17 protein-coding genes are annotated in these 25,333 nt (G+C 51.7%); 5 read left to right on the top strand and 12 right to left on the bottom strand.

Annotated features, from left to right (window positions below):
- Positions 1 to 68 precede the first annotated feature (68 nt).
- The 3 genes from ESM_RS0114625 to aegA form a co-directional block, all read right to left on the bottom strand.
- A complete protein-coding gene (locus ESM_RS0114625) occupies positions 69 to 1,112 on the bottom strand; it encodes a DUF1176 domain-containing protein (protein ID WP_001270555.1) in 1,044 nt (347 codons plus the stop codon).
- Positions 1,113 to 1,237: 125 nt separating this feature from the next.
- Complete coding sequence (gene nudK / locus ESM_RS0114620; RefSeq protein ID WP_000193712.1) at positions 1,238 to 1,813, bottom strand: GDP-mannose pyrophosphatase NudK; 576 nt, start codon at positions 1,811 to 1,813, stop codon at positions 1,238 to 1,240.
- 67 nt (positions 1,814 to 1,880) lie between these two features.
- A complete protein-coding gene (aegA, locus tag ESM_RS0114615; protein ID WP_001078853.1) occupies positions 1,881 to 3,860 on the bottom strand; it encodes a formate-dependent uric acid utilization protein AegA in 1,980 nt (659 codons plus the stop codon).
- A gap of 205 nt (positions 3,861 to 4,065) precedes the next feature.
- Between aegA and narQ the strand changes: the two genes are divergently transcribed.
- Positions 4,066 to 5,766, top strand: a complete 1,701-nt coding sequence (gene narQ / locus ESM_RS0114610) for a nitrate/nitrite two-component system sensor histidine kinase NarQ (protein ID WP_010378985.1) — start codon at positions 4,066 to 4,068, stop codon at positions 5,764 to 5,766.
- 108 nt (positions 5,767 to 5,874) lie between these two features.
- On the opposite strand, the gene ESM_RS0114605 is transcribed toward narQ, so the two are convergent.
- Together ESM_RS0114605 and ESM_RS0114600 are read right to left on the bottom strand one after the other, a co-directional pair.
- Positions 5,875 to 10,410: an autotransporter outer membrane beta-barrel domain-containing protein gene (locus ESM_RS0114605; RefSeq protein ID WP_001044021.1), complete on the bottom strand. Its 4,536-nt coding sequence runs from the start codon at positions 10,408 to 10,410 to the stop codon at positions 5,875 to 5,877.
- A 3-nt stretch (positions 10,411 to 10,413) separates the two neighbouring features.
- Positions 10,414 to 11,643: an autotransporter strand-loop-strand O-heptosyltransferase gene (locus ESM_RS0114600; RefSeq protein WP_000063802.1), complete on the bottom strand. Its 1,230-nt coding sequence runs from the start codon at positions 11,641 to 11,643 to the stop codon at positions 10,414 to 10,416.
- Positions 11,644 to 13,050: 1,407 nt separating this feature from the next.
- Here ESM_RS0114600 and acrD point away from each other — a divergent pair.
- On the top strand, positions 13,051 to 16,164 hold the full coding sequence (gene acrD, locus ESM_RS0114590; protein WP_001273173.1) for a multidrug efflux RND transporter permease AcrD: 3,114 nt from the start codon (positions 13,051 to 13,053) through the stop codon (positions 16,162 to 16,164).
- Between the two features lie 98 nt (positions 16,165 to 16,262).
- Here acrD and ypfM read toward each other — a convergent pair whose 3' ends face one another.
- Positions 16,263 to 16,322 carry a protein YpfM gene (gene ypfM / locus ESM_RS1000000127840; protein ID WP_001386977.1) on the bottom strand — a complete coding sequence of 20 codons (60 nt, stop codon included), beginning with the start codon at positions 16,320 to 16,322 and terminating at the stop codon, positions 16,263 to 16,265.
- Between the two features lie 378 nt (positions 16,323 to 16,700).
- Between ypfM and ESM_RS0114585 the strand changes: the two genes are divergently transcribed.
- From ESM_RS0114585 to ESM_RS0114575, 3 genes are read left to right on the top strand one after another with little or no spacing between them, the layout of a single operon-like run.
- Positions 16,701 to 17,057 (top strand): ArsC family reductase, encoded by a 357-nt coding sequence (locus tag ESM_RS0114585; RefSeq protein ID WP_000258263.1) that lies wholly within the window; start codon positions 16,701 to 16,703, stop codon positions 17,055 to 17,057.
- 3 nt (positions 17,058 to 17,060) lie between these two features.
- Positions 17,061 to 18,188 carry a succinyl-diaminopimelate desuccinylase gene (dapE, locus tag ESM_RS0114580; RefSeq protein WP_001277783.1) on the top strand — a complete coding sequence of 376 codons (1,128 nt, stop codon included), beginning with the start codon at positions 17,061 to 17,063 and terminating at the stop codon, positions 18,186 to 18,188.
- A 27-nt stretch (positions 18,189 to 18,215) separates the two neighbouring features.
- Complete coding sequence (locus tag ESM_RS0114575; RefSeq protein ID WP_000383836.1) at positions 18,216 to 18,416, top strand: YpfN family protein; 201 nt, start codon at positions 18,216 to 18,218, stop codon at positions 18,414 to 18,416.
- A 128-nt stretch (positions 18,417 to 18,544) separates the two neighbouring features.
- Here ESM_RS0114575 and ypfH read toward each other — a convergent pair whose 3' ends face one another.
- The 6 genes from ypfH to dapA form a co-directional block, all read right to left on the bottom strand.
- A complete protein-coding gene (ypfH, locus tag ESM_RS0114570; RefSeq protein WP_000679835.1) occupies positions 18,545 to 19,243 on the bottom strand; it encodes an esterase in 699 nt (232 codons plus the stop codon).
- A gap of 73 nt (positions 19,244 to 19,316) precedes the next feature.
- Positions 19,317 to 21,332 (bottom strand): tRNA cytosine(34) acetyltransferase TmcA, encoded by a 2,016-nt coding sequence (gene tmcA / locus ESM_RS0114565; protein WP_000829308.1) that lies wholly within the window; start codon positions 21,330 to 21,332, stop codon positions 19,317 to 19,319.
- Positions 21,333 to 21,346: 14 nt separating this feature from the next.
- Positions 21,347 to 22,210: a KPN_02809 family neutral zinc metallopeptidase gene (ypfJ, locus tag ESM_RS0114560; RefSeq protein ID WP_001267513.1), complete on the bottom strand. Its 864-nt coding sequence runs from the start codon at positions 22,208 to 22,210 to the stop codon at positions 21,347 to 21,349.
- A gap of 167 nt (positions 22,211 to 22,377) precedes the next feature.
- Positions 22,378 to 23,091 (bottom strand): phosphoribosylaminoimidazolesuccinocarboxamide synthase, encoded by a 714-nt coding sequence (gene purC / locus ESM_RS0114555; protein ID WP_001516861.1) that lies wholly within the window; start codon positions 23,089 to 23,091, stop codon positions 22,378 to 22,380.
- 212 nt (positions 23,092 to 23,303) lie between these two features.
- Entirely contained in the window at positions 23,304 to 24,338 is a 1,035-nt protein-coding gene (bamC, locus tag ESM_RS0114550; protein WP_001516862.1) for an outer membrane protein assembly factor BamC, read from the bottom strand.
- Between the two features lie 16 nt (positions 24,339 to 24,354).
- The gene (gene dapA, locus ESM_RS0114545) at positions 24,355 to 25,233 is read right to left on the bottom strand and encodes a 4-hydroxy-tetrahydrodipicolinate synthase (RefSeq protein WP_001516863.1); all 879 of its coding nucleotides are present in this window, start codon (positions 25,231 to 25,233) and stop codon (positions 24,355 to 24,357) included.
- Between the last annotated feature and the right edge of the window lie 100 nt (positions 25,234 to 25,333).

Genomic DNA, 25,333 nt, shown 5'->3' with positions numbered 1-25,333 from the left:
TATCCGGCCTACCGCGTCTTATCCGGCCTGGCGCGTCTTATCAGGCTTACATGTTCCCGCCATGATGTTTAACGGGTGATCCACAACGTGGGCCAGGCGTCTGGTCCATGCCAGTTATCGCAGGTTGGCTCTGCGGCGTAACGCACCAGACGAAAGCGCTGGCCGTCAAAACGCCAGCGAGTCTGGATACCACAATCGCTTAACCCACGCCCTTTCGCTAACGTCACCAGTTCACGCGACTTTTCATCAAATGTCGCGTTCATCAACTCCAGTTCATTCGTCTCCTGACCGTTGTTGAACGGTAAGCGCAACCTTACCGGGCGCGATGCCAGCGGTTTTTTACGCGAAACGATCCACGCCAGATCAATGGTGTTATACGCGCCAGCCTCACAGCCAATCATCATTAATGCCTTGTCGTCGGTCAGCGCCGTGACGCTCACTTCACGACGCAACGGGTCAAGCGAACAACGCAGCCCCTTCATCCGCCAGTTACCGTAATCCAGCAAATCATTACGTTCTTCAAGTGAGAGTGGCGTTGGCGTTGGATTCACTACTGCGACCTCTTTCAGTGCAGGCGCAGGCGGCACGCTAAGCGGCGGCTCATCCCCTTTCTTGATCCACGCGGTTTCACTACCAACGCGCTTTTGTTGGGCATCAATAAATATCAACGCCGCTTTTAAACCGTTCAAAGAAATGGTCTGCTCGCCGTCACGTAAGGTGATTGCCTTCCCATCCTGAACCCTCTTTAAAAACGCGGTGATGGTCGCCGTATCATCGGTCACTAATAACCACGGCGAAATTCGCCACTTATCTCCTATTAATGCCAGCGGCTTGCCATCTAATAGTAGTCGTGGCGCTATCTCCTCTTCCAACGCATCCGGTGATTTCAAACCACCACGCTCAATACGTAAAACGGCGTCGGTATGCGCCCCGGCACTGCGGCTAAGAGTCATCACCAACCCATTGTGATCGCCTGTGTTGCGCGCTACGCAGAAATTTTGATTATTACAAGTGACCTGCCAGTCGGAAAACGTCCGTTGCGCTGGTGCTGCCCACGCTAAAGACGTCGGCAACAAAGCGATAAACATGAGAAGGAAAATGCGATAGCGCATGGACGGTACGACCCCAGAAGTTCAAACAAACAGCACAAGTCGTATCTTCGTTGCGCAGATAGCGCGGCTCAATCGGATTTATCGGATTGAGCCAATAATAATCAGCGAAATATTATTGTTACTTTTCAGTCCATTAAATGTGACGCTTGCAAATAGTTAAGCAATAACACCGTCTTACCGTCACGTATCTCGCCAGTTTTGATCATCTCCAGCGCCTGGCTGAACGGCAGCTCGAGCACTTCAATATCTTCATCTTCTACGCCGCCACCCGCGTTAGCGCGCTGACTGTCACTGTATTCCGCGATAAAAAAGTGGATTAACTCGGTTACACCGCCAGGCGACATATACAGTTCAAATAATTTGCGTACTTCGCCAACTTCATAACCCGTCTCTTCAATCGCTTCTTTGCGAATACAGACTTCCGGTTCATCGTTATCCAGCAGCCCGGCACAGGTTTCAATCAACTGCCCACTTTCATTGCCATTAACCCAGGTGGCAACGCGGAACTGACGAATCAGCACCACGGTCTTTTTCTTCGCGTTGTACAGAAGGATCGTCGCGCCATTACCGCGATCATAAACCTCACGTTTATGGCGGATCACTTCGCCATCTTTGCGCGTAAGATCATAAGTAATGTTGTGCAGGGTGAAATAGTTATCGGAGAGAATTTTGTCTTTGATGAGGGTGATTTGTTGCGTCATACCGACTCCACAGCGCGAAATGAACTGTTATCTTACGCTGTGAAGTCGGGTTTGTCTGTGTATGAAATTAGTGAGATTTGACTGATTTTACCCCCAGCCAGTCAATAATTCCCTGCGCCGCATGACGCCCTTCCGCCATTGCGGTAACCACCAGATCCGCACCACGCACGGCGTCGCCACCGGCGAAGATTTTCGGGTTCGTCGTCTGGTAACGGTACTGGCTTTCAACGTCCGCCACAATACGGCCCCATTTATCCACATTGACACCGTGCGACTCCAGCCACGGCATCCCGTGCGGGTTAAAACCAAACGCCATAATCACCGCGTCGGCTGGCATGACAAATTCACTGCCTTCAACCGGCACCGGACGTCGACGTCCTTGTGCATCCGCTTCACCAAGACGCGTGCGCAGGAAACGAATTCCGCAAACGTGACCTTGTTCATTCAGCTCAAGCGCCACCGGCTGGACGTTAAATTCGAAGTTCGCTCCCTCTTCGCGGGCGTTTTTCACCTCTTTTTTCGAGCCAGGCATGTTAGCTTCGTCACGACGATAGGCACAGGTGACGTTACTCGCGTCGTGACGCAACGCGGTGCGCACACAGTCCATTGCGGTGTCGCCACCGCCCAGTACCACGACATTTAGTCCGGCGGTATTGATAAACGGCTCTTCCGGTAATTCTTCAAGCCCCATCACCTGTTTGGTGTTAGCAATGAGGAACGGCAGAGCGTCATAAACGCCCGGCGCATCTTCATTGGGTAAGCCCGCTTTCATGGAACGGTAAGTACCTACGCCAACGAAGACCGCATCATACTGTTCCAGCAACGCATCCAAAGAGACATCTTTGCCCACTTCACAATTGAGTTCGAAGTGAATTCCCATCGCGCTGAAGATTTCCCGACGACGCGCCAGCAGAGATTTATCCAGTTTAAAAGAAGGAATGCCAAAGGTGAGCAGGCCGCCGATTTCCGGATGGCGATCGTACACCGTCACCTCAACACCGTTACGCGTCAGGACATCCGCACAAGCCAGCCCCGCCGGCCCCGCGCCGATAATCGCCACCCGCTTGTCGACTTTGGTGACGTGGCTTAAGTCAGGCCGCCAGCCTTTCGCCAGCGCCTGATCCGAAATGTAGCGTTCAATGTTGCCGATGGTTACCGCGCCGTGTTCATCGCGAATGGTGCAGGCACCTTCACACAGGCGGTCTTGCGGGCAGACACGCCCGGTAATTTCTGGCAGGGTGTTGGTCTGGTGAGAAAGCTCGACCGCTGCGTCGATGTTTCCGGCTTTCACCAGTTCAATCCACTGTGGAATATGGTTATGCAGCGGGCAAGTCCATTCACAGACGCTGTGTTCACCGCACTTCAGGCAGCGCGAGGCTTCTCGCTGCGCCTGATCGGCACGAAACGGTAGATAAATCTCATCAAAGCCAGTTTTACGCGCTTCAATTGCCAGTTTATCCGGCTCGCCGCGCGCGGGCGTTGCCTGCATTTGCTCAACTTTACTCATCACCGGCATTTCTTGTGCCGTTGTACTGGCATGCCAGGGTTGATGTTCCTGACGAGCGGTGCGTAAGCGGCGGGATTTCGCCATGCCGGATAATGTGGAGTCGGTGACCAGTTGCAACGCATCCGCCGGGCAGTTTTCGACACAGGCGGGGCCGTTTTCTCGCCCTGCGCACAGGTCGCATTTATGCGCTGTAGCTTTCACTTTACCCGCAGCGACGGGGGTCAGGACGATTTGCATGGTGCCAAACGGACAGGCCACCACGCAGGATTTACAGCCAATGCACTTTTGTTGATTGACCTGAATACTGTCATCAACATGGCTGATCGCGCCATTGGGGCAGCTACGGGCACAGGGCGCATCTTCGCAGTGATGGCAGGTTACCGCACTACGCTGTTGCTGATGTTTAATAACCGTAATTCGGGGGTGAAAATGGTGTTGGCTCAAGACATGTTGTTCATCATTGTGAGCCATGACACAGGCAATTTCACAAGCATGACAACCCAGACATTGCTGACTGTTGGCCATAATAAAACGATTCATAACGACCTTCTTTTTTGGTTGTAAAAACCTTATTCTTTATATGAGTGTTGTTATTACCCGACTTACAGGGGAATCGGCAATATTCATTTGCCCAGGACAAGTAACTATTTCGCTATAAACTGTGGCAGATCAAATAATCTCATCGCTTATTAAATTGCGTTTCAGCGACCTGAAACATTAATTATTTTATGTGGAGAAGACGCGTGTGATTGTCAAACGACCCGTCTCGGCCAGTCTGGCCCGGGCCTTTTTTTACATTGTGCTGCTGTCGATCCTTTCCACTGGTATTGCTCTGCTAACTTTGGCGAGCAGTTTGCGCGATGCCGAAGCGATCAATATTGCCGGATCGCTACGTATGCAAAGTTATCGTTTGGGTTACGATCTGCAACGCGGCAGCCCGCAGCTCAATGCGCATCGCCAACTGTTCCAGCAGGCACTGCATTCACCGGTATTAACCAATCTCAACGTCTGGTATGTGCCAGAAGCGGTAAAAACTCGCTATGCGCATTTAAATGCCAACTGGCTGGAGATGAATAACCGGCTCATTAACGGCGATTTGCCGTGGTATCAGGCTAATATCAATAGTTATGTCAATCAGATAGACCTGTTCGTGCTGGCTTTGCAGCACTACGCTGAACGCAAAATGCTGCTGGTGGTGGCGATTTCTCTGGCTGGCGGCATCGGTATTTTCACGCTGGTCTTTTTTACTCTGCGCCGCATACGCCATCAGGTGGTTGCCCCTCTGAATCATCTGGTGACCGCCAGTCAGCGTATTGAACACGGGCAGTTCGACTCACCGCCACTGGATACCAGCCTGCCGAATGAACTGGGGCTGCTTGCAAAAACCTTTAACCAGATGTCGAGCGAGCTGCATAAGTTGTACCGCTCGCTGGAGGCGTCAGTAGAAGAAAAAACCCGCGATCTCCACGAAGCGAAGCGCCGTCTGGAAGTGCTGTACCAATGCTCGCAGGCGCTAAATACCAGCCAGATTGATGTACATTGTTTCCGTCATATTTTGCAGATTGTTCGCGACAATGAAGCGGCTGATTACCTGGAGCTTAACGTTGGTGAAAACTGGCGGATTAGCGAAGGAAAGCCAAACCCTGAACTGCCGATGCAAATTTTGCCGGTGACCATGCAAGAGACAGTGTATGGCGAACTACACTGGCAAAATAGTAACGTGTCAGCGTCAGAACCGCTGCTTAACAGCGTTTCGTCGATGCTGGGTCGTGGTTTGTACTTTAATCAGGCGCAGAAGCATTTTCAGCAGTTGCTGTTGATGGAAGAACGCGCAACCATCGCCCGCGAGTTGCACGACTCGCTGGCACAGGTGCTTTCTTACTTACGTATCCAGTTGACATTACTGAAGCGTTCGATACCGGAAGATAACGCCACCGCACAAAGTATCATGGCCGATTTTTCCCAGGCGTTGAATGATGCTTATCGGCAGTTGCGCGAGCTGTTGACCACTTTCCGTCTGACACTCCAGCAGGCGGATCTCCCCTCTGCGCTGCGTGAAATGCTGGATGCGTTGCAAAACCAAACCAGTGCCAGACTGACGCTCGACTGCCGTCTGCCAACCCTGGCGCTGGATGCACAAATGCAAGTGCATTTGTTGCAAATTATTCGCGAGGCGGTGCTGAATGCGATGAAGCACGCCAACGCCAGCGAAATTGCCGTCAGTTGCGTCACCGCGCCGGACGGCAATCACACGGTCTATATCCGTGATAACGGTATCGGCATCGGTGAACCGAAAGAACCCGAAGGTCATTATGGTCTGAATATCATGCGCGAGCGTGCAGAACGGCTGGGTGGTACGCTGACTTTTTCGCAACCTTCTGGCGGTGGCACGTTAGTGAGTATTAGCTTTCGCTCTGCGGAGGGTGAGGAAAGCCAGCTTATTTGACATCCATGCTCGAAATAAGCCGACTTTAAATAAGGCTCTACGACTGATATAAGCCTGATACATTTACTTACCCGGCGGCGAAACAACACCGGGTAAGCCCTCTGTATTTTACCAACTGTAACGCAGGTTCAGACTGCCATTAAGATCGTTATAGTTATGGCTTCCTGTCTCACCAACAACCTGGCCAGTAATACTCCACTGGCAGTCCTGGTTCGCCTGAATCCCTACTTTCGCCTGCGCCCGGTTAGTCGGGCTATCCTGTTTCATCTCCGCGCCATCGAACGAAACTGAAACATCACCGCTAGTGTACAACCAGTTCACTTCGGCAAATGGCTGGATCATGGATTTTGCGTTCCTGTGCAATTTACCATCCACACGCAGCCCCAGACGGGTGGTCCAGCTATCACTATCCTGATCGTCAATACGAGTGCCGTTATTGTCGATAACGCTGTCAGCATCATACTTCTGCCAGGTCGCCTGCGCCTGTGGTATCAGGCTCACTGTATTCTGGTTACTCAGCGCAATATCGTGGCGGTAGCCCGTCTCCAGTGAGATGGCATGTGCCGTGGAGTCATAACCCTCAGAACCTACGTCACCGTTACTCACGCTGTTGTTGTAGAAGCCATACTGATACCAGCTATCGACATAAACCCCTTGATGGTTTTGCGCATCAGCAAACCAGGTCGCATATACTCCGAGATTGTAGCCATCAACATTACCTGTCGCGCTGAACCGACTGCCGTCCGCGCCACGATTACCCTCGCTGTCGGTGTCTGCGTTGATGTAACTGGCCATCACGCCGACTTTCAGACTCTGCCTGTCGTTATCCCACGCCAGGATATCGCCGCCCAACTGAAACTGCGAATAGTTGTTGTTGATATCAACATTGCCGTCAGCCGCCTGCGACCCGGCATTACCCGCCTTGAAACGCATCCAGACACTGCCATCTTCATTATGGTACTGACTACCTTCGCGATCGTACAACGTCTGCATTTGCAGGTTACGCACCATCCACTGGTTACCGAGGTAAGCGCCGATATCAGGGCGATATTGCGGCGTTACCGGGACATCGCCACTATCATCCGGTTCCGGTGGAACGGTGGATTGTGAGCGTAAATACCAGTCGCCTTCATCTTCATACAGACGGTATTCATACAGCCCAATCTGCACCTGGTTACCCTGGGTAAAGACACCTTCTGACTGGCCGCCGACATCGATCACTTCAATACCATTTTTCGTCTGTGCGCCTTTACCATTGACGTTAGCAACATAGACCGTCGTGTTACCCGAAGTATCACCGGAGATGACCAGTTTATCGGTTGGTGAACTGTCGTCGCCCAGTTGCGTGTTGAAATACAGATTACCGTTGTCGCCAGTGTAGTTACCGTTGATGGTTAGTGTGTTGCCCGTTTCGCCTTCATGGCTCATAGCAATCTTGCCACTGTTGTAGACATCGCCGTTCACTACGCCGCTGCCGCCGAAAGTGGCACCAGAGTCAACATTTACAGCCCCCTGGCCAGACGCATCCGGCACGCCAATTACTCCGGTATCCGTCAGCCACAATGTGCCTTCGGTGACGCGAGTTTCACCGCTGTAAGTGTTGGCAGTGTTCAGGATCAACGTGCCGTCACCCGCTTTGGTCAGCGTTTTGCCATCCCAGCCAGTCACGCTGTTCGGGTCGACATCCGCCAGCACCGTATTCAGCGTAAAGCTGCCATCGGGATCGCTGAGGGTAAAGATGCCGTGCGCATCCGTCGCCGCATTATTTTCATCCGCATACCAGGAGAGTGACGCCGTCAGTTCGTATTGCGAGTTATCGGCGGGTACTACACGGCTGTCAACCGTCAGGAAATCCGTTTCTTTGGCTTCGATTCCGGCGACGGTCAGGTCGTCAAAGTCCCCACTAATGGCGCTGTCGGCATCGATCAGCGTGAAGGCGTAAGGGGCATGGGTAAGCGGATCCTGAATATTGCCAATCCCGGTGATATTCAGCGTGCCGTTCAGGCTGACGCTGTCGGCGGTAATGATTGGGCTACTGGCATCCGCGCCTAAATCAATGCTCAGCACGCTGCCCTCCTGCTGGTCAAGCACGGTCGTACTGAGCGTTGCGCTCGCCGCCAGCGAGGTGGTGCCGCCGCTAAACGTCGTCAGGTTCGCCAGTACATATTCTCCCGCCGCATTCAGATTCAGCATGGCGTAGTTATCCACGTCGCCCATCCCCAGCGCACCAACGTCACTGGCATTCAGCGTGCCTTCGGCAATCAGCGTGCCGCCGCTGTAAGTGTTGGCATGCGCAATGGTGATGGCGTTAGCGCCCTGTTTCACCACTTTACCCGCGTTCATCTCGACGAGTTGCTCGCCGTCGTAGTTGTAGTAGTCGCTAATCACGTTGCCGCTGTTCAGCGCCCAGTCTTCAGTGCCGCCGAGATACAGGGTTCCGCCATCAACGACATTACCCGTGCCAAGCGCGGAAGCATCAGCCACCCGGAAACTGGCATAATTACGGAGGGTCCAGGAGCCGCTAAACCCGCTATTGTCACCGCTGAGGGTGGTATCGCCTGTGCTCCAGACATCGCCGCTGCCGCTGATGTTGTTATCCAGAGTACCGGATGCGGATTCAATGAGCAGCAGGCCATCAGCCACAATACGCCCACTGCCAAGTTCCAGGGTTTGAGCCTCCACCACGGCATACTGCTCAATGTCGATAGTCGCACTCAGTCCGCTGAGATCGCTCGTCTGCCCGATAATAAGATCGCCGTACACATCCAGCAGGCCGCCGCCGGTCACGATGCCGTTAAACCAGGAGGTCATATAGCTGTCGCCTCCCAGAGTCAATTTACCTCCGTCCAGATCCAGCGTGCTCCCGACATCGCCATATACGTACTCAAGGTTCTGGCTCATGCCATCCAGGTCAAAGGTGGAGCCAGATTCCAGCTCCAGCCCCCCCTCTTCACCCAGCGAGTTATCGACTCCGGCAATCAGGGTGCCACCGTTAACGAGCGTGTTGCCGCTGTAAGTATTCGCCGCCTTCAGGATAAGCGTGCCGTCACCCGCTTTGGTCAGCGTTGAACCATCCCAGCGAGTGGCGTCGTTCGGGGCAACATCGGCCAGTATGGTGTTCAGCGTAAAGCTGCCATCGGGATCGCTCAGGGTGAAGGTTCCGTGAGCATCTGTGACCGCACTGTTTTCATCTGCGTACCAGGACAGCGAGGTGGCGAGCTCGTACTGCGAGTTATCCGTGGGGTTAATACGACCCGCGACCGTCAGGAAGTCGATCGCTCTCGTCTTCATTCCGGCGACGGTCAGGTCGTCAAAGTCGCCGTTGATGGTGCCATCGGTGTCGATCAGCGTGAAGGTGTAGGGATCATGGCTGAGTGGCTCCTGAATATTACCCACCCCAGTAATATTCAGCGTACCGTCCAGCGAGGCGCTGTCGGCGGTGATGATTGGGCTACTGGCGTCTTCCCCAAGGTTGATATTCAGAACGCTGCCATCCTGCTGGGTGAATACGCCGGTGTTAAGCGTTGAACCCGCCGCCAGCGTGGTGGTGCCACCGCTAAATGTCGTCAGGTTCGCCAGCACGTATTCTCCCGCCGCATTCAGGTTCAGCATGGCGTAGTTATCCACGTCGCCCATCCCCAGCGCACCAACGTCACTGGCATTCAGCGTGCCTTCGGCAATTAGCGTGCCGCCGCTGTAAGTGTTGGCGTGCGCAATGGTGATGATATTAGCGTCCTGTTTCACCACTTTACCCGCGTTTATCTCGACGTGTTGCTCGCCGTCGTAGTTGTAGTAGTCACTAATCACGTTGCCGCTGTTCAGCGCCCAGTCTTCAGTGCCACCGAGATACAGAGTGCCGCCATCAACAACATTACCTGTACCCAACACCGGGACATCCGCCACGGTAAGGCTGCTGTCCCTGTCGATGGTCCAGGTGCCGCCAAAATCGCCGTTTTCGCCGCTGATGGTGAGCGCGCTTATCGCCCAGATATCGCCACTGCCGCTGAGGTTGTTACTCAGATCGCCGGCGGATGCATCCATGTATAACACGCCGTCAACCACAATGCTCCCGGTGCCGAGAGCCGCATTCCAGGTATGTACCTCAGCATTCTGCTCGATATCGATTGTCGCACTCAGCCCGCTGAGATCGCTTTCCTCATAAATATCCAGTGAACCATAGATATCCAGCAAACCACTGCCGGTAACTATCCCCGATATTCTGGAACTGTAGCCGCTGTCGCGTCCGAGAGTCAGCTCGCCGCCATCAAGGTTCAGCGTGCTGCCGACATCGCTGTACAGATAATCGAAACTCTGGCTCATACCATTCAGGTCAAAGGTCGCGCCTGACGCCAGCTCCAGCCCGCCGCCGCTCCCCAGAGTATTACCCGTTCCAACAACCAGGAGGCTACCGTTAACATAGGTGTTATGCTGCGAGCCTTTTTCCCCCGCCTCCCCCGCGACCGTTTCATCCGTCACGTCTGGCGTAAACACCGCTTGCGCATCAAGCGGGCTTAACGCCAACAATACCATTGTCGCCACCGTCTTCACCTGCGTTTTCATCCGGCTGTCGCCACGCGAAAATTCGGAGGCGACGACATACATATTTCGTGCCACACTCCAGACAATGTTATGGGTTTTATTCATGAATTAGTCCTTTAGGCTAAGGGCGGCGCGTTCGTCGCTTAGGGTTTGATGAAGCTGGCGGATAATGCGGTTAACTTGCTGACCAGTTATGAGTCGAGAGCATTCGTACTGTCGGTCGGTGCCCTTGTGCCGCGGACACCACAAAAAATCTTCCTGGTCAAAATCGATGCTTACGTCATCCCAGCAGCCGTGGCAGCCGTGTGAGTTGAATACCCGCCACGGGGTATAGAACTCGCTTTGCGGATCGGTAAAACCACTAATCAACACCACCGGGATGTGACACCCCCACGCCAGCCAACTCAGGCCACTGCTCAGACCGACAAAAAAGTCCGCGTGGCGCAGGAGATCTACCCGCTGTTGTAACGGCAGCGCACCGGTAAAATCCTCCGCCCCGTGGGGAATGTGATTCCAGACAAAACCAGAGCCGTAGTGTGCTTCCTTATCAATACACAGCACCCGATAGCCCAACGTTTTCAGCTCTGCCACCACCTCCGACCAGCCATAACCATTGTTCCAGTATTTCGCCTGGCAAGAGGACTGGGTGGCGATACAAACGTAGGGTTCATCAATGACGCGCGGTGCGTCGAGCTTCAGCCGGGGAGGTTCTTCTTGCGGCGGGACACCGAGGATATAGCCTGCAATGCGGGTAAAACCGACCTGACGGAAATCCAGCGGCTGATGGGTGTCGTTACCTTCGAAGTACAACCCTATGCGGTAGCTGGCGTAGGGGTTATGGGTTTTAATGGTTTCGCGGGTGGAGAACTGTATTTCAGGGTACTGTTCGTGGAGCAGTTCGATAATTTCTGCTCCCATCACGCACTCCAGTTGACACTGATGCTGCTGGCGAAAACGTTCGGCATATGGAAACCAGCCAAGGAGATCGCCTAACGTTCCGGTGGGGAAATGAATAATGACAGACTTGTCTCGCAGATCCTGCTCGACATCCAGCACCGGCGTGGATTCATCCGCCTTAAAAACCTGAATACGAAAATCAACAAAGTACTTTTTACCGCTCAATACCCAGCCTTCACTGGACTGACAGGTAAATAAAACATTGCCGGAAGCGTCGTCGATTAAATTAACCAGCCAGTTACCCGGAGGGAGTTTGATGCGCGCACCATCGTTGAAATCGTAGCGAATGCCGTGCAGGGATTTTTGAGTGGGAACATAAGGCGCATTAGCAAAAGATTGCTGCAACGCTTTAGTACCTACAAGGGTATCATCATTACTCACTGTAAAATTCCTTTTTAATTAAAGTTCAATAAAGCGCCTTATTTTGAGGAAAGAAACAAACTCACCGATTATGATTTTCATAACAGAGAACTTTTTATCCCAATGCTCTGGTAATAAACACATATTGCGCGCAATATAATTTAATAAAATTTGGCGCAATATCCCCCTTACCCATAACAAGTATTGAAAAACATCCAAAAACATTCATCAGAGTAAAGTTTTTTATTTTTGGCGCTAACACGCCACCGTTGCTGATATTTAACCAACAACGTAAAATCATTATTATCGACAAGTTAGTGATTAATCACTTCCATATTACATCTTCATCTACCGTTCACTAGTTAATAGTGGACTACTGTTAGCCTGCCTGAAACAAGGTGCCCAAACAGTCTTTAAAACGTTTCGCACCAAGAAAAAATATCAATAAAATCAATTGATTATACTCAATAAACATAAACGCATGTAATGCAAAAGTTAATAAAAAACCATTGCAAACCATGCCAATATATTTTATTGGCAATAGTTCATCCGGAGCGACACCCCTCCATGAAATAGATATTAAAAATAGTGACAGTTTATTTAAATAAAGTCATATAGTTTTTATAGATCGATAAATGAAAATCGATCTATAAAACAGATCGATCCATATGAAGAATAGTTCACGGTGTACCTACCAAGATGATTAAAATACTTTCTCAGAAAGCTAAGAATATTTACCACATCACTTAGCATATGATTTTCAACCAAAAAAATGGTCTTCTCATTTTAAGAACCATAGAGGGAAAAGATACCCGACGTTAATTAATAAGATAGAGAGCAAGTCATATTCGTATAAAACAATAGATATCAAAAATAATTCCACACAAACAAAATACAAAAATCATACATGACATCGATTTAATATCTCTATATATTCATATGATTATTAGCAGAAGTCATAAAATAGTGTTTAGTATGTTGATGAGCGTCAGCAAAAACGAGCAGTTTCCTCGCTTATTGATATGGAACCAGACAAACGAAATATCCGCTTTTTGCAAGCTCTCCGGGAAAAACGATGCCGGGCAACGATTCCGTTAAGAAGAAATTTTGTTAACATCCTGCTGCGGCTTTACATTTGTAAAGGTGAGTTTTCGCTGACAGGGTTCGAATGATGCTCTTCCTTGCGATATCAAAATAAAAAATCGCTGTATTTTTTATCAAAAATTCAACAAATTAGAAAAACATTCCGTTCATGCACCGCAATGGAAAGAGATAGCTGCCGTTACTTTACGCTTATGCAAACTTTGCTACCGAGTGCTGATAATTTACATTATCTCCTTTTTTTCTCCACGATTGGCTCGTACCTTGCCGCTACAGTGAAGCAAGGTATGCCCATAACGATACGCAGAAACACGAGGTCCTCTTTTAATGGCGAATTTCTTTATTGATCGCCCCATTTTTGCCTGGGTACTGGCAATCCTGTTGTGTCTGACAGGAACCCTGGCGATTTTTTCATTGCCTGTTGAACAATACCCGGATCTCGCCCCCCCTAATGTGCGAGTAACGGCTAACTATCCTGGCGCGTCGGCCCAGACGCTGGAAAACACCGTGACCCAGGTTATTGAGCAGAATATGACTGGCCTCGATAACCTGATGTATATGTCGTCACAAAGCAGCGGCACCGGCCAGGCGTCGGTGACGCTCAGTTTTAAAGCAGGCACAGACCCGGACGAAGCAGTGCAACAGGTGCAAAACCAGTTGCAATCAGCCATGCGTAAACTCCCCCAGGCGGTGCAAAATCAGGGCGTAACGGTACGTAAAACCGGCGATACCAACATTCTGACCATTGCCTTCGTCTCTACTGATGGTTCAATGGATAAACAGGATATTGCCGATTATGTTGCCAGTAATATTCAGGATCCGTTAAGCCGTGTTAATGGCGTTGGTGATATTGACGCTTACGGTTCGCAGTATTCGATGCGTATCTGGCTTGATCCGGCAAAACTGAACAGTTTCCAGATGACCGCCAAAGATGTCACTGATGCCATTGAGTCGCAGAATGCGCAGATTGCGGTTGGGCAACTTGGCGGAACACCTTCTGTTGATAAACAGGCGCTAAATGCCACCATTAACGCTCAGTCGCTGTTGCAAACGCCTGAACAGTTCCGTGATATCACCTTGCGGGTGAATCAGGGCGGTTCAGAAGTAAGGCTGGGCGATGTCGCCACCGTCGAAATGGGAGCGGAGAAATATGATTATCTTAGCCGCTTTAATGGTAAGCCAGCCTCGGGTCTGGGAGTAAAACTGGCCTCCGGCGCGAACGAAATGGCAACGGCGGAGCTGGTGCTCAACCGTCTGGATGAACTGGCGCAGTATTTCCCCCCCGGACTGGAGTACAAGGTGGCATATGAAACCACCTCGTTTGTTAAGGCCTCCATTGAAGACGTGGTGAAAACTCTGCTGGAAGCTATCGCACTGGTTTTCCTCGTCATGTACCTGTTCCTGCAAAACTTCCGTGCCACGCTGATTCCGACTATCGCCGTACCGGTAGTGTTGATGGGAACCTTCTCCGTGCTTTACGCCTTCGGTTACAGCGTCAACACCTTAACCATGTTCGCGATGGTGCTGGCGATCGGCCTGCTGGTGGATGACGCCATCGTGGTGGTGGAAAACGTCGAACGTATTATGAGCGAAGACGGACTTTCGCCCCGCGAGGCGACGCGGAAATCGATGAGTCAGATCCAGGGCGCGCTGGTCGGGATTGCGATGGTGCTTTCGGCTGTTTTTGTGCCAATGGCCTTCTTCGGCGGCACCACCGGGGCTATCTATCGCCAGTTCTCCATCACTATTGTTGCGGCGATGGTACTGTCGGTACTGGTGGCGATGATTCTCACTCCGGCACTGTGCGCCACGCTACTTAAGCCACTGAAAAAAGGTGAGCATCACGGGCAGAAAGGCTTTTTTGCCTGGTTTAACCAGATGTTCAACCGCAACGCCGAACGCTACGAAAAAGGGGTGGCGAAAATTCTCCACCGCAGCCTGCGCTGGATTGTGATTTATGTCCTGCTACTTGGCGGCATGGTGTTTCTGTTCCTGCGTCTGCCAACGTCGTTCCTGCCACTGGAAGACCGTGGCATGTTCACCACCTCGGTGCAGTTGCCCAGCGGCTCGACCCAGCAACAAACCCTGAAAGTGGTGGAACAGATCGAGAAGTATTACTTCACTCATGAGAAAGACAACATCACGTCGGTGTTTGCCACGGTCGGTTCTGGCCCTGGCGGCAACGGGCAAAACGTGGCGCGGATGTTTATCCGCCTGAAAGACTGGAGCGAACGCGACAGTAAAACCGGCACCTCGTTTGCCATTATCGAACGTGCAACGAAAGAATTTAATAAGATTAAAGAAGCCCGAGTTATTGCCAGCAGCCCGCCAGCAATTAGCGGTCTTGGCAGTTCTGCGGGTTTTGATATGGAGTTGCAGGACCACGCCGGGGCGGGTCACGATGCGCTAATGGCAGCACGTAACCAGTTACTGGCGCTGGCGGCAGAAAACCCGGAATTAACCCGTGTGCGCCATAATGGTCTTGATGACAGTCCGCAGTTGCAGATTGATATCGACCAACGTAAAGCCCAGGCGCTGGGCGTTGCCATTGACGATATTAACGACACGCTGCAAACCGCGTGGGGTTCGAGCTATGTAAATGACTTTATGGATCGCGGTCGCGTGAAGAAAGTCTATGTGCAGGCTGCCGCGCCGTATCGCATGCTGCCAGATGACATCAATCTGTGGTATGTGCGTAACAAAGACGGCGGCATGGTGCCTTTCTCTGCCTTCGCGACCTCCCGCTGGGAAACAGGTTCGCCGCGTCTGGAACGCTATAACGGTTATTCCGCGGTAGAGATTGTCGGGGAAGCTGCGCCGGGCGTCAGTACCGGTACTGCAATGGATATTATGGAATCGTTAGTTCAGCAATTGCCGAACGGCTTCGGTCTGGAGTGGACGGCAATGTCGTATCAGGAACGGCTTTCCGGCGCGCAGGCTCCGGCGCTGTATGCGATTTCATTGCTGGTCGTGTTCCTGTGTCTGGCAGCACTGTACGAAAGCTGGTCGGTGCCGTTCTCGGTGATGCTGGTCGTGCCATTGGGGGTTATCGGCGCGCTGCTGGCAACCTGGATGCGTGGGCTGGAAAACGATGTTTATTTCCAGGTGGGACTGTTAACGGTCATTGGTTTATCAGCGAAAAACGCCATTCTGATTGTCGAGTTCGCTAACGAGATGAATCAAAAAGGCCACGACCTTTTTGAAGCAACGCTTTATGCCTGCCGCCAGCGTTTACGCCCGATTTTAATGACCTCGCTGGCGTTTGTCTTCGGCGTACTGCCGATGGCAGTCAGCAGCGGTGCTGGCTCCGGCGGACAACATGCGGTTGGTACTGGCGTAATGGGGGGGATGATTTCCGCTACCATTCTGGCAATTTACTTCGTACCGCTATTCTTTGTGCTGGTACGTCGCCGCTTCCCGCTGAAACCCCGGCCGGAATAAACAATAAAAAAGGCGACATGCCAACGTGTCGCCTTTTTCAACTTTCTGATAAAGAACCTGTTCATCAGGTTCTTTCATTTTACCTTTTGTCCTGGTAATTACTTACGAAGCATAACTTCGATAAAGTCTTTCCAGTTCCCCAGTTCACGTTCAATCATAACAACCTCTCTTATAATTATGGGTATTCTACGGAAACAATATACCGCGGTGAAGCTAATTTATTCGATTGCTGTGATTACTACCTCCGGGGCAAAACCTATGTAAATACTATGGCCCTGAGACAGGGATTTTTATGTGATGCAAAGCAACATTTCAACATATTCATACGGATTCTAATACTGAATCAATTCTGCTTGAAATACAGACAGATACCTAGGGGAATATTCTTAATAATTGCGTTCAAACTGCTCACAATTATTTAATAGTTGTTAAGTGAAATACCTTAATAATGTTATATTCTCTGACAATCATTTGCAGGGGAAATGTATTGCCCGTTAAATGATTATTTATTCTTAATAATCGCAAAAGGATTCATTATGGTTACCCTTTACGGCATCAAAAACTGTGACACCATTAAAAAAGCCCGCCGTTGGCTGGAAACCAATAGCATTGACTTTCGCTTTCACGATTACCGTGTTGATGGTCTGGACAGTGAATTGCTGAACTCATTTATCAACGAATTAGGCTGGGAAGCGTTACTCAACACCCGTGGCACCACCTGGCGTAAACTGGACGAAATCACTCGCAATAAAATCACCGATGCGGCGTCTGCTGCGGCATTAATGACTGAAATGCCTGCAATTATCAAACGCCCATTGCTCTGCGCGCCCGGGAAGCCTATGCTGCTGGGTTTCAGTGAATCCAGTTATCAGCAATTTTTCCATGAGGTGTAGTCTATGTCGTGTCCGGTTATTGAGCTGACACAGCAGCTTATTCGCCGCCCATCCTTAAGTCCTGATGACGCAGGGTGTCAGGCAATTATGATCGAACGTTTACAGGCGATCGGTTTTACCGTCGAACGCATGGACTTTGCGGATACGCAGAATTTCTGGGCGTGGCGTGGACAGGGAGAAACGTTAGCCTTTGCCGGACATACCGACGTTGTACCGCCTGGCGATGCCGACCGTTGGATCAACCCACCGTTTGAACCGACCATTCGTGATGGTATGTTATTCGGGCGCGGCGCGGCAGATATGAAAGGGTCGTTGGCGGCGATGGTCGTGGCGGCAGAACGCTTTGTCGCGCAACATCCCAACCATAAAGGTCGACTGGCGTTTCTGATCACCTCAGACGAAGAGGCCAGCGCCCACAACGGCACGGTCAAAGTGGTTGAAACCTTAATGGCGCGTCGTGAACGGCTGGATTACTGCCTGGTTGGCGAACCGTCGAGTATCGAAGTTGTCGGTGATGTAGTGAAAAATGGCCGTCGCGGCTCGTTGACCTGTAACCTTACTATTCATGGCGTGCAGGGACACGTAGCCTACCCACACCTTGCAGATAACCCCGTGCATCGCGCAGCACCTTTCCTCAATGAGTTAGTGGCTATCGAGTGGGATAAGGGTAATGAATTTTTCCCGGCAACCAGTATGCAGGTAGCCAATATTCAGGCGGGTACTGGCAGTAATAACGTCATTCCGGGTGAGCTGTTTATACAGTTTAACTTTCGTTTCAGTACTGAACTGACAGACGAAATGATCAAAGCGCAGGTTCATGCGTTACTGGAAAAATATCAGCTACGCTACACCGTTGACTGGTGGCTTTCCGGACAGCCATTTTTGACCGCGCGCGGTAAACTGGTCGATGCGGTAGTCAACGCTGTTGAGCACTATAATGAAATTAAACCGCAGCTACTGACCACAGGCGGAACGTCCGATGGGCGCTTTATTGCCCGCATGGGGGCGCAGGTGGTGGAACTCGGGCCGGTCAATGCCACCATTCATAAAATTAATGAATGCGTCAATGCTGCCGACCTGCAGCTACTTGCCCGTATGTATCAACGTATCATGGAACAGCTCGTCGCCTGATGAGTAGTTCTGCAAGAGGAAATAAGCATGGACTGGCTGGCTAAATATTGGTGGATTCTGGTGATTGTCTTTTTGGTGGGCGTTCTGCTGAATGTGATCAAAGATCTCAAGCGCGTCGACCATAAGAAATTTCTCGCCAACAAGCCGGAGCTTCCCCCGCATCGTGATTTCAACGATAAGTGGGACGATGACGACGACTGGCCGAAGAAGGATCAACCGAAGAAGTAAGCTGGAGGAGCCGGACAATGTCTGGCCTTCAACCGTAGGCCTGATAAGACGCCTCAGCGTCGCATCAGGCACCATAGCCGGATGCGGCGTAAACGCCTTATCCGGCCTACGCACCTGGCACCTGTTTTTCACATCATTTCAATCACATCATTATCGCCGGGCTTACCGCCGCTTAACGCTTCGTCGAAGTAATGTTTCGGAATGGTATAACGCAAGTGATCCAGGGCAAATTGCATACTGCGATTATCGATCGCATGCCCCAAATCTTCCACGATATCCAGCGTGACATCACCACCAGCGTTAATTAACGCTTCTTGTGCCGCAACCGCATGTGCCAGATCGATAACCGGATCTTCACCACCGTGAATCAAGTGAATTGTCGTGGCAGTAGATGCGCTTTCCGGCAGGCTGGCATAACGCCCGTTAAAGGCTATTACGCGTGAGGCAAGACCCGGTTCGGCCTTAATGCTCTCCAGCGCCATAATCGCCCCTTGTGAGAAACCGATCAGCGCCGTGGCGTTAGCCCCTACTCCGCTCTGTTTCTGCCAGTAGCGTACCGTTTCAATAAACGTCGGCATGATGGCATCTACCCGCGCCTGGCGATTTTCTTCCGTTATACCCTGCACCGAAAACCATTGACGCCCTGCCGGATTACCACTCGGCTCCGCGCCGCCGACACTCACCACCAGCGCATCCGGAAACAGCGGCGCAAACCAACTGCCGATTTCCCCCATCGCCACTGGATTATCCCCAACACCGTGGAAAAGCAGTAACAACTGTTGCGCTGGTTTGTCCGGACTTTGAACAACAAAATGGTCATGTTTCATGGCGAACTCCTTAACTGATGTCAGTAATTTTACGCCGCTGACTCACAATGACCATGAGAGAAAATTGAAGGAGTCAGTGAAAAAATTGCCATTGCGTTATGCCATCGCGCAGGCGTTCAGTGCGAACATCATCAAGTGCCAATAGCGCCTGCACGGCTTCTTCGCGTTGGCGGGCCAGCAATGCCTTACGGCCTGAAAGTTTAAGTGTGGTACATAACCGCGCGTCGCTGACGCTTTTCTGCAAGCGTCCACGCAGCGCCGGTAACGCCAGTTCACTGGTTTGTAGCAGACGCGTTAAACAACCTAACGACGTTAAAAGCGGACGATGGGCGAAAGCAAAACCAGCCAGTTCAAGCCAGTCGTCGTCAGAAAGCACGGTGTCGTTTAGCCGATCAACCGGAATAGTTTCGCCATTCCACTGCGCGAGAATTTGCGCATCGCGGCGTAAACGGTCATGCTCACGCTCCGCCAGTTGTTTCCCCGCTTCGCTAACAGGTAACAGCGCTATCGCCGTATAACAGCCGCTGCTGGCTTCGCGATGGTTACCTATCCGCACCAGCACAAAACCACATCGTTGCCAGAAGCGCCATAATTCATCGGTGTAACCAAAACTCACAGAAAGATAATCGAGGTCATACGTATATTTCAGGGCGCTGACAATAAGCTGTTGTCCTATGCCTTCCCGTTGACGCGCCGGATGAACGGCTATCCGACTGACACGCCGCCCGCGTAATGTCGCCGCCAGTGGATTGCTGCCGTGCGCTGCCAGCGATTGAGCCACCAGATTTCCCCGCGGACGACGAAAACCGGCCCAGACCGCCTGACTGAGTTGTTCAGATAATCCGCCTTCATCCACCAACCATAGCGCCCCGGCGATCTCGTTTTCGCAAGTCGCCTGTAGGAAATGTTGCCCGGGTGCGTCCATCATCCGCCGTAAATCCAGTGGCGACGTCCGGTAGTGCGCACCAGACAATAATTGATAAACCTTTAACGGTGTTTCCGGCTCACTGCGCCATAATATCTGTTCAAATGGAGAAATGGTGATCTCGCCTTGTGGTGCGTGCGTGAAATTTTCATCGTCAAAAACCAGTGCCTCGCTGACCACTTTTTCCAGTGGACACCCCAGCGCCCAACGGATCGGTTGTTGCAATTCAAAACGTTGCAGATGCGGAAAACGAGCGCAAAATTTCAGCAAAAATCCGCGCCCGGTGCCTTCATAGCCCTGCACCGTAGTGGTTAACAAAGTACGCGGAAAACGCGATACCAGTTGATGCAGTAACGGTGCGGGAATGGCTGCGGCTTCATCGACCACCAGCCAGTCGGCTTTCTCATTGCTGGCTAATAATACATCTGGTGCCACAAAGCGATATTTCTCGCCCGCAAACTGTGCCAGCACATCCGTTGCGGCTTTCGCAGGCGCAGTAACAATCGCACGACCTGCGATACGGGAAATGAGTTGCCCCGCCAGTGCCGACTTACCGCGCCCGCGCGCAGCAGTTACCGCGGCCACGCCAGGCGGCATGGTCAGAAGCTGCTGTAGTATCTGTTGCTGTTCCGGCTGTGGTGCGCCAGTAGCGGGTTGCCAGTCAGTACGGGGAACAAAGTCAGCCAACGTTAGCGGCTGGTTTTGTCGCCAGAGAATAGCATCGTTCTCCGTCGTAAGGACGCATTTGAGATGTTGGACAAAATGTGGAGTAGCAATGGGGCTGGAGCAATCACTCCAGCGCAGAGAATCGGCATCGGGATGGTTTTCCCATTCTTCCCATACAGGAAGCAACAAAACCAACCAACTTCCCGCTTTCAGTGTCCCACTAAGCGCCGCAAATGCTGCAGCATCAAAACCCTGGTGGGCGTCAAATACGGCATGACAGAACTCGCGCCCCAGCAAAGTTTGTAGCGCCGATGGCGTACAGTGGTTTTCAGTAGTTGGCTGCGGCGAAACCCACAACCAGTCACCGGGTAATGTGTCACGCAATTTCAGTGCATGTTCACAGCACCAGCCCTCTTCCCCGCTCAACACCAACAAGCGGCGAATCCCTTCGCGTTTCATTTGCGCTGTTAATGTGTGTAGCGCAGTCAGTTCAGCCATCCCTGCCCCGAGAGTTAAATACTTTTACCGAAAGTATTGCATTGTGCCGGATCGCCACTATCGAAACCACGTTTAAACCAGCTATAGCGTTGTTGAGAAGTACCATGAGTAAAGCTGTCCGGCACCACCTGCCCCTGACTTTGCTGTTGTAAGCGGTCATCGCCAATAGCTTGCGCCGCATTCAGAGCCTCTTCCAGATCGCCAGTTTCCAGAACGCCTTGCTGCTGCATACTATGTCCCCAGACACCGGCAAAGCAGTCGGCTTGAAGCTCCATACGCACAGATAAGCGGTTCACTTCCGCCTGCGTCGCATTTTGTTGCAGTTGACGGACTTTCGGCTCGATACCTAACAGTTTCTGTACATGATGACCGACTTCATGGGCGATAACATACCCTTGGGCAAAATCGCCATCCGCGCCCAGCTTGTCTTTCATGTCATCATAGAAGGAGAGATCGATATAGACCGTGCCATCCGCCGGGCAATAGAACGGCCCCATAATGGACTGCCCGGCTCCGCAACCGGTGCGCGTCATCCCGCGATACATCACCAGCTTCGGTTGCTGATAAGTCTTCCCCATCTTCTCAAATTGCTGCCCCCAGGTATCTTCTGTGGTAGCCAGAATCACCGAGGTAAATTTTGCCGCTTCGTCTTCATTTGGGCTAATTGAACGCGTTGATTGCTGCTGAGAAACAGGTTGTCCAGTCATCAGCCCGGTTAAATCAACACCATAGTAGCCAGCGACCAGCACCACTACCAGTAAAATCAGCCCACCTTTACCGCTTGGCAGGCGAAAACCGGGACCGCCCATTGACGGACCACCAGAACTGTTTCGCCTGTCTTCAACATTGTCACTTTCACGACGCCCTTGCCAGCGCATAGATACCTCAACAATATATTCATTATAGTGATGATCGTAGGTGGTTCAGAGGAAGATTACCACAGGAAAACAGGAGGAAATGATGGAGGAATGAGCGTTCAATTCACGTCTTACAAAAGCGGTTGTCTTGCCGTGCCAACAGCACGGCAAGATGATGAGCGAAAAAATCAGTCCAGCTCTACACCCAGGCGGCGGGCGACGGCTTCATAGGCTTCGATCACGCCACCGAGGCTCTGGCGGAAACGGTCTTTGTCCATTTTCTCCAGCGTTTCTTTGTCCCACAGGCGGCTGCCATCCGGGGAGAACTCATCGCCCAGTACCACTTCACCTTTGTACAGACCAAACTCCAGCTTGAAATCGACCAGAATCAGACCGGCATCGTCGAACAGTTTTTTCAGCACGTCGTTCGCTTTGTAGGTCAACTCTTTCATACGCGCCAGGTTCTCTTTGCTTACCCAGCCAAAGGTTTCGCAGTAAGATTCGTTAACCATCGGGTCGTGCATTGCATCGTTTTTCAGGAACAGATCGAACAGCGGCGGGTTAAGCTCAATACCTTCTTCGATTCCAAGACGTTTCACCAGAGAGCCAGCGGCGCGGTTACGTACGACACACTCAACCGGCACCATATCCAGCTTTTTCACCAGACATTCAGTATCAGAGAGCAGACGCTCCATTTGAGTCGGGATACCCGCTTCAGCCAGTTTGCTCATAATGAAGTAGTTGAACTTGTTGTTCACCATACCTTTGCGATCAAACTGCTCAATGCGCGCGCCATCACCTGCTGACGTATCATTGCGGAATTCGAGCACCAACAGATCCGGGTTTTCCGTGCTGTATACGGTTTTCGCTTTACCACGATACAACTCAGCTTGCTTTTGCATCTTTATCACTCCTGGGTGTGAATTAACGTTTTAAAATCTTTTGCTGTCTGGTGTGCCAGATGTTTTGTCGGATGCGGTGTGAACGCCTTATCCGACCTGTGTCCGACAAACAAATTTCGTGCGAATTAACGCTAAAATTGCGTTTTTCTGTCGACGCACACGTTTGCGTATCATATCAGAAAAAAGGGCCGGATGATTCCAGCCCTGTATTTTTACTTGCTAAACGCAGCCTGGAAGACAGATACCAGTGCGTCGTTTTGGCTTTGAGTCAGCGTATGACCTTTCGGATCGATGAACTGTAAGCTGCTGCGGTTATCTAAATCACCGACCTGCAGTTTATAGTCGCCGGATGCCAGGCCAGGATCGCGAGCGCCCAGTTCCTGCCAGTCGCTGTCAGACAGCGGCTTATAGGTCACGGCCATGCTGCCCTGCGAACGGGTGCTGTCGGTCACTTTCATGCCCACTTTTTCCAGCGCCGCTGGCAGACGTTGCCAAACCACGTTGAACGGCCCGCGAACAACCAGCATTGGTAAACCGGTGTCGTCAGCAGCACTTTGTACGTCCATGGTGGTGGAAGCACGATTTTGCGCTGCATTCGCCGCGTCAGTAACGGATTTATCCAGGCCAGCGGAAATGACGTTCATCATCTCCGCGCTGTAACGCTGCATGGAAGCCGCGTCTGCAACCGGTTTGCCCGCCTGCTCCAGGTTCAGCAGTTTCACCGTTACCGCCTGCTGATAACCCTGCGGTTTAACAGAGATTTGATAACGGCCGCGATACTGCTCGTCTTCGTCCAGACGGTTCCATTGCACCCAATCGGTGGTCAGCGTCTGACCGGCATCATCGCGTTGGGTTATGGTGTAGTTTTTCGCCTGCAGCACGCTAACCACCTGCGGCCACAGAGTATTGCCACGACCATTTTCTACCAGCAGTGAAGCGGTATCGCCCGTGAACTGGGTACGTGCGCCAGATACCAGCGCCAGCGGCTGGGCTGGTGGACGAATATCCAGTGCCTTACCGACAGCACCGCTACCGTTGGTCACCGGGATTGCATAATCACCGGAGGTCACCGGCAAAATCATGCCTGCCGGGGCATGAAGCTCCGCAAGCGGTGCTGCTTCCAGGTAGGCTTCATCACCACTTACCTGACGCTTATAGCGTGAGTCAGAACTACAGGCAGCGAGTAATAAAACAAGCGAAACACCCGCAACCTTCGCCAGGCGCGACTTTTGAACAGAGTAAGCCATCAAATCTCCCTAAACTTTACAGCAAACCGGCATGCTTAAGCGCCGCTCTGACCGTCTCACGACCATTGTCGGTGATTGGCGTCATTGGCAGGCGCAGCGTATCGGTCGCCACAAGACCCAGTTCCTTACATGCCCATTTCACCGGGATTGGATTGGGTTCGACAAATAGTTTGTTGTGTAATGGCATCAGACGCTGATTAATAAGGCGTGCCTCGGCAAAATACCCTTCTGCCGCCAGTTTGCACATCTGAGCCATATCACGCGCAGCAACGTTAGCCGTAACGGAAATAACGCCATGACCACCTAATTGCATGAAGTCCAGCGCGCTCGCATCATCACCGCTCAGCAGAACAAAATCGTCTGAAACCAGCTCTTTGATCTGGTTAACACGTGTTAAGTTCCCTGTTGCCTCTTTGATTCCGATAATATTTTTTACTTTCGCCAGGCGGCCGACCGTTTCTGGTAGCAGATCGCAGCCAGTGCGGGACGGCACATTATACAGAATTTGCGGCAGGTCAGTATGTTCAGCGATGGCTTTGAAATGCTGATACAGACCTTCCTGCGATGGGCGGTTGTAATAAGGGGTTACCGTCAGGCAGCCAACGATGCCAGTGTCATTGAAACGCTGTGTCAGGTTAATGGCTTCCGCAGTAGCATTAGCGCCGGTTCCGGCAATCACCGGAATACGCCCGTCAGCCAGTTCCAGCGTCATCATCACCACATCAACATGTTCGTCATGATTCAGGGTAGCGGACTCGCCAGTGGTGCCAACAGAAACAATCGCCGAAGTACCGCTGGCGACATGATAATCAATCAGTTTTTTTAAGCTAGCCCGACAGACATTACCTTTTTCATCCATCGGAGTAACAATCGCGACAATACTTCCCGTGAACATGGGCCATCCTCTGTGCAAACAAGTGTCTCAATGGTACGTTTGGTATGGCATTAAAAGCAAGCAGACAGAACCGTTCTGATTGTTGTATGCATGTTTTTTT

It is taken from the genome of Escherichia sp. TW09308 (assembly GCF_000208565.1).
In the GTDB taxonomy this organism is placed as follows: Bacteria; Pseudomonadota; Gammaproteobacteria; order Enterobacterales; family Enterobacteriaceae; genus Escherichia; species Escherichia marmotae.
The sequence above is the reverse complement of the archived record's forward strand: the minus strand, read 5'-3'. Positions and strand labels throughout refer to the sequence as shown.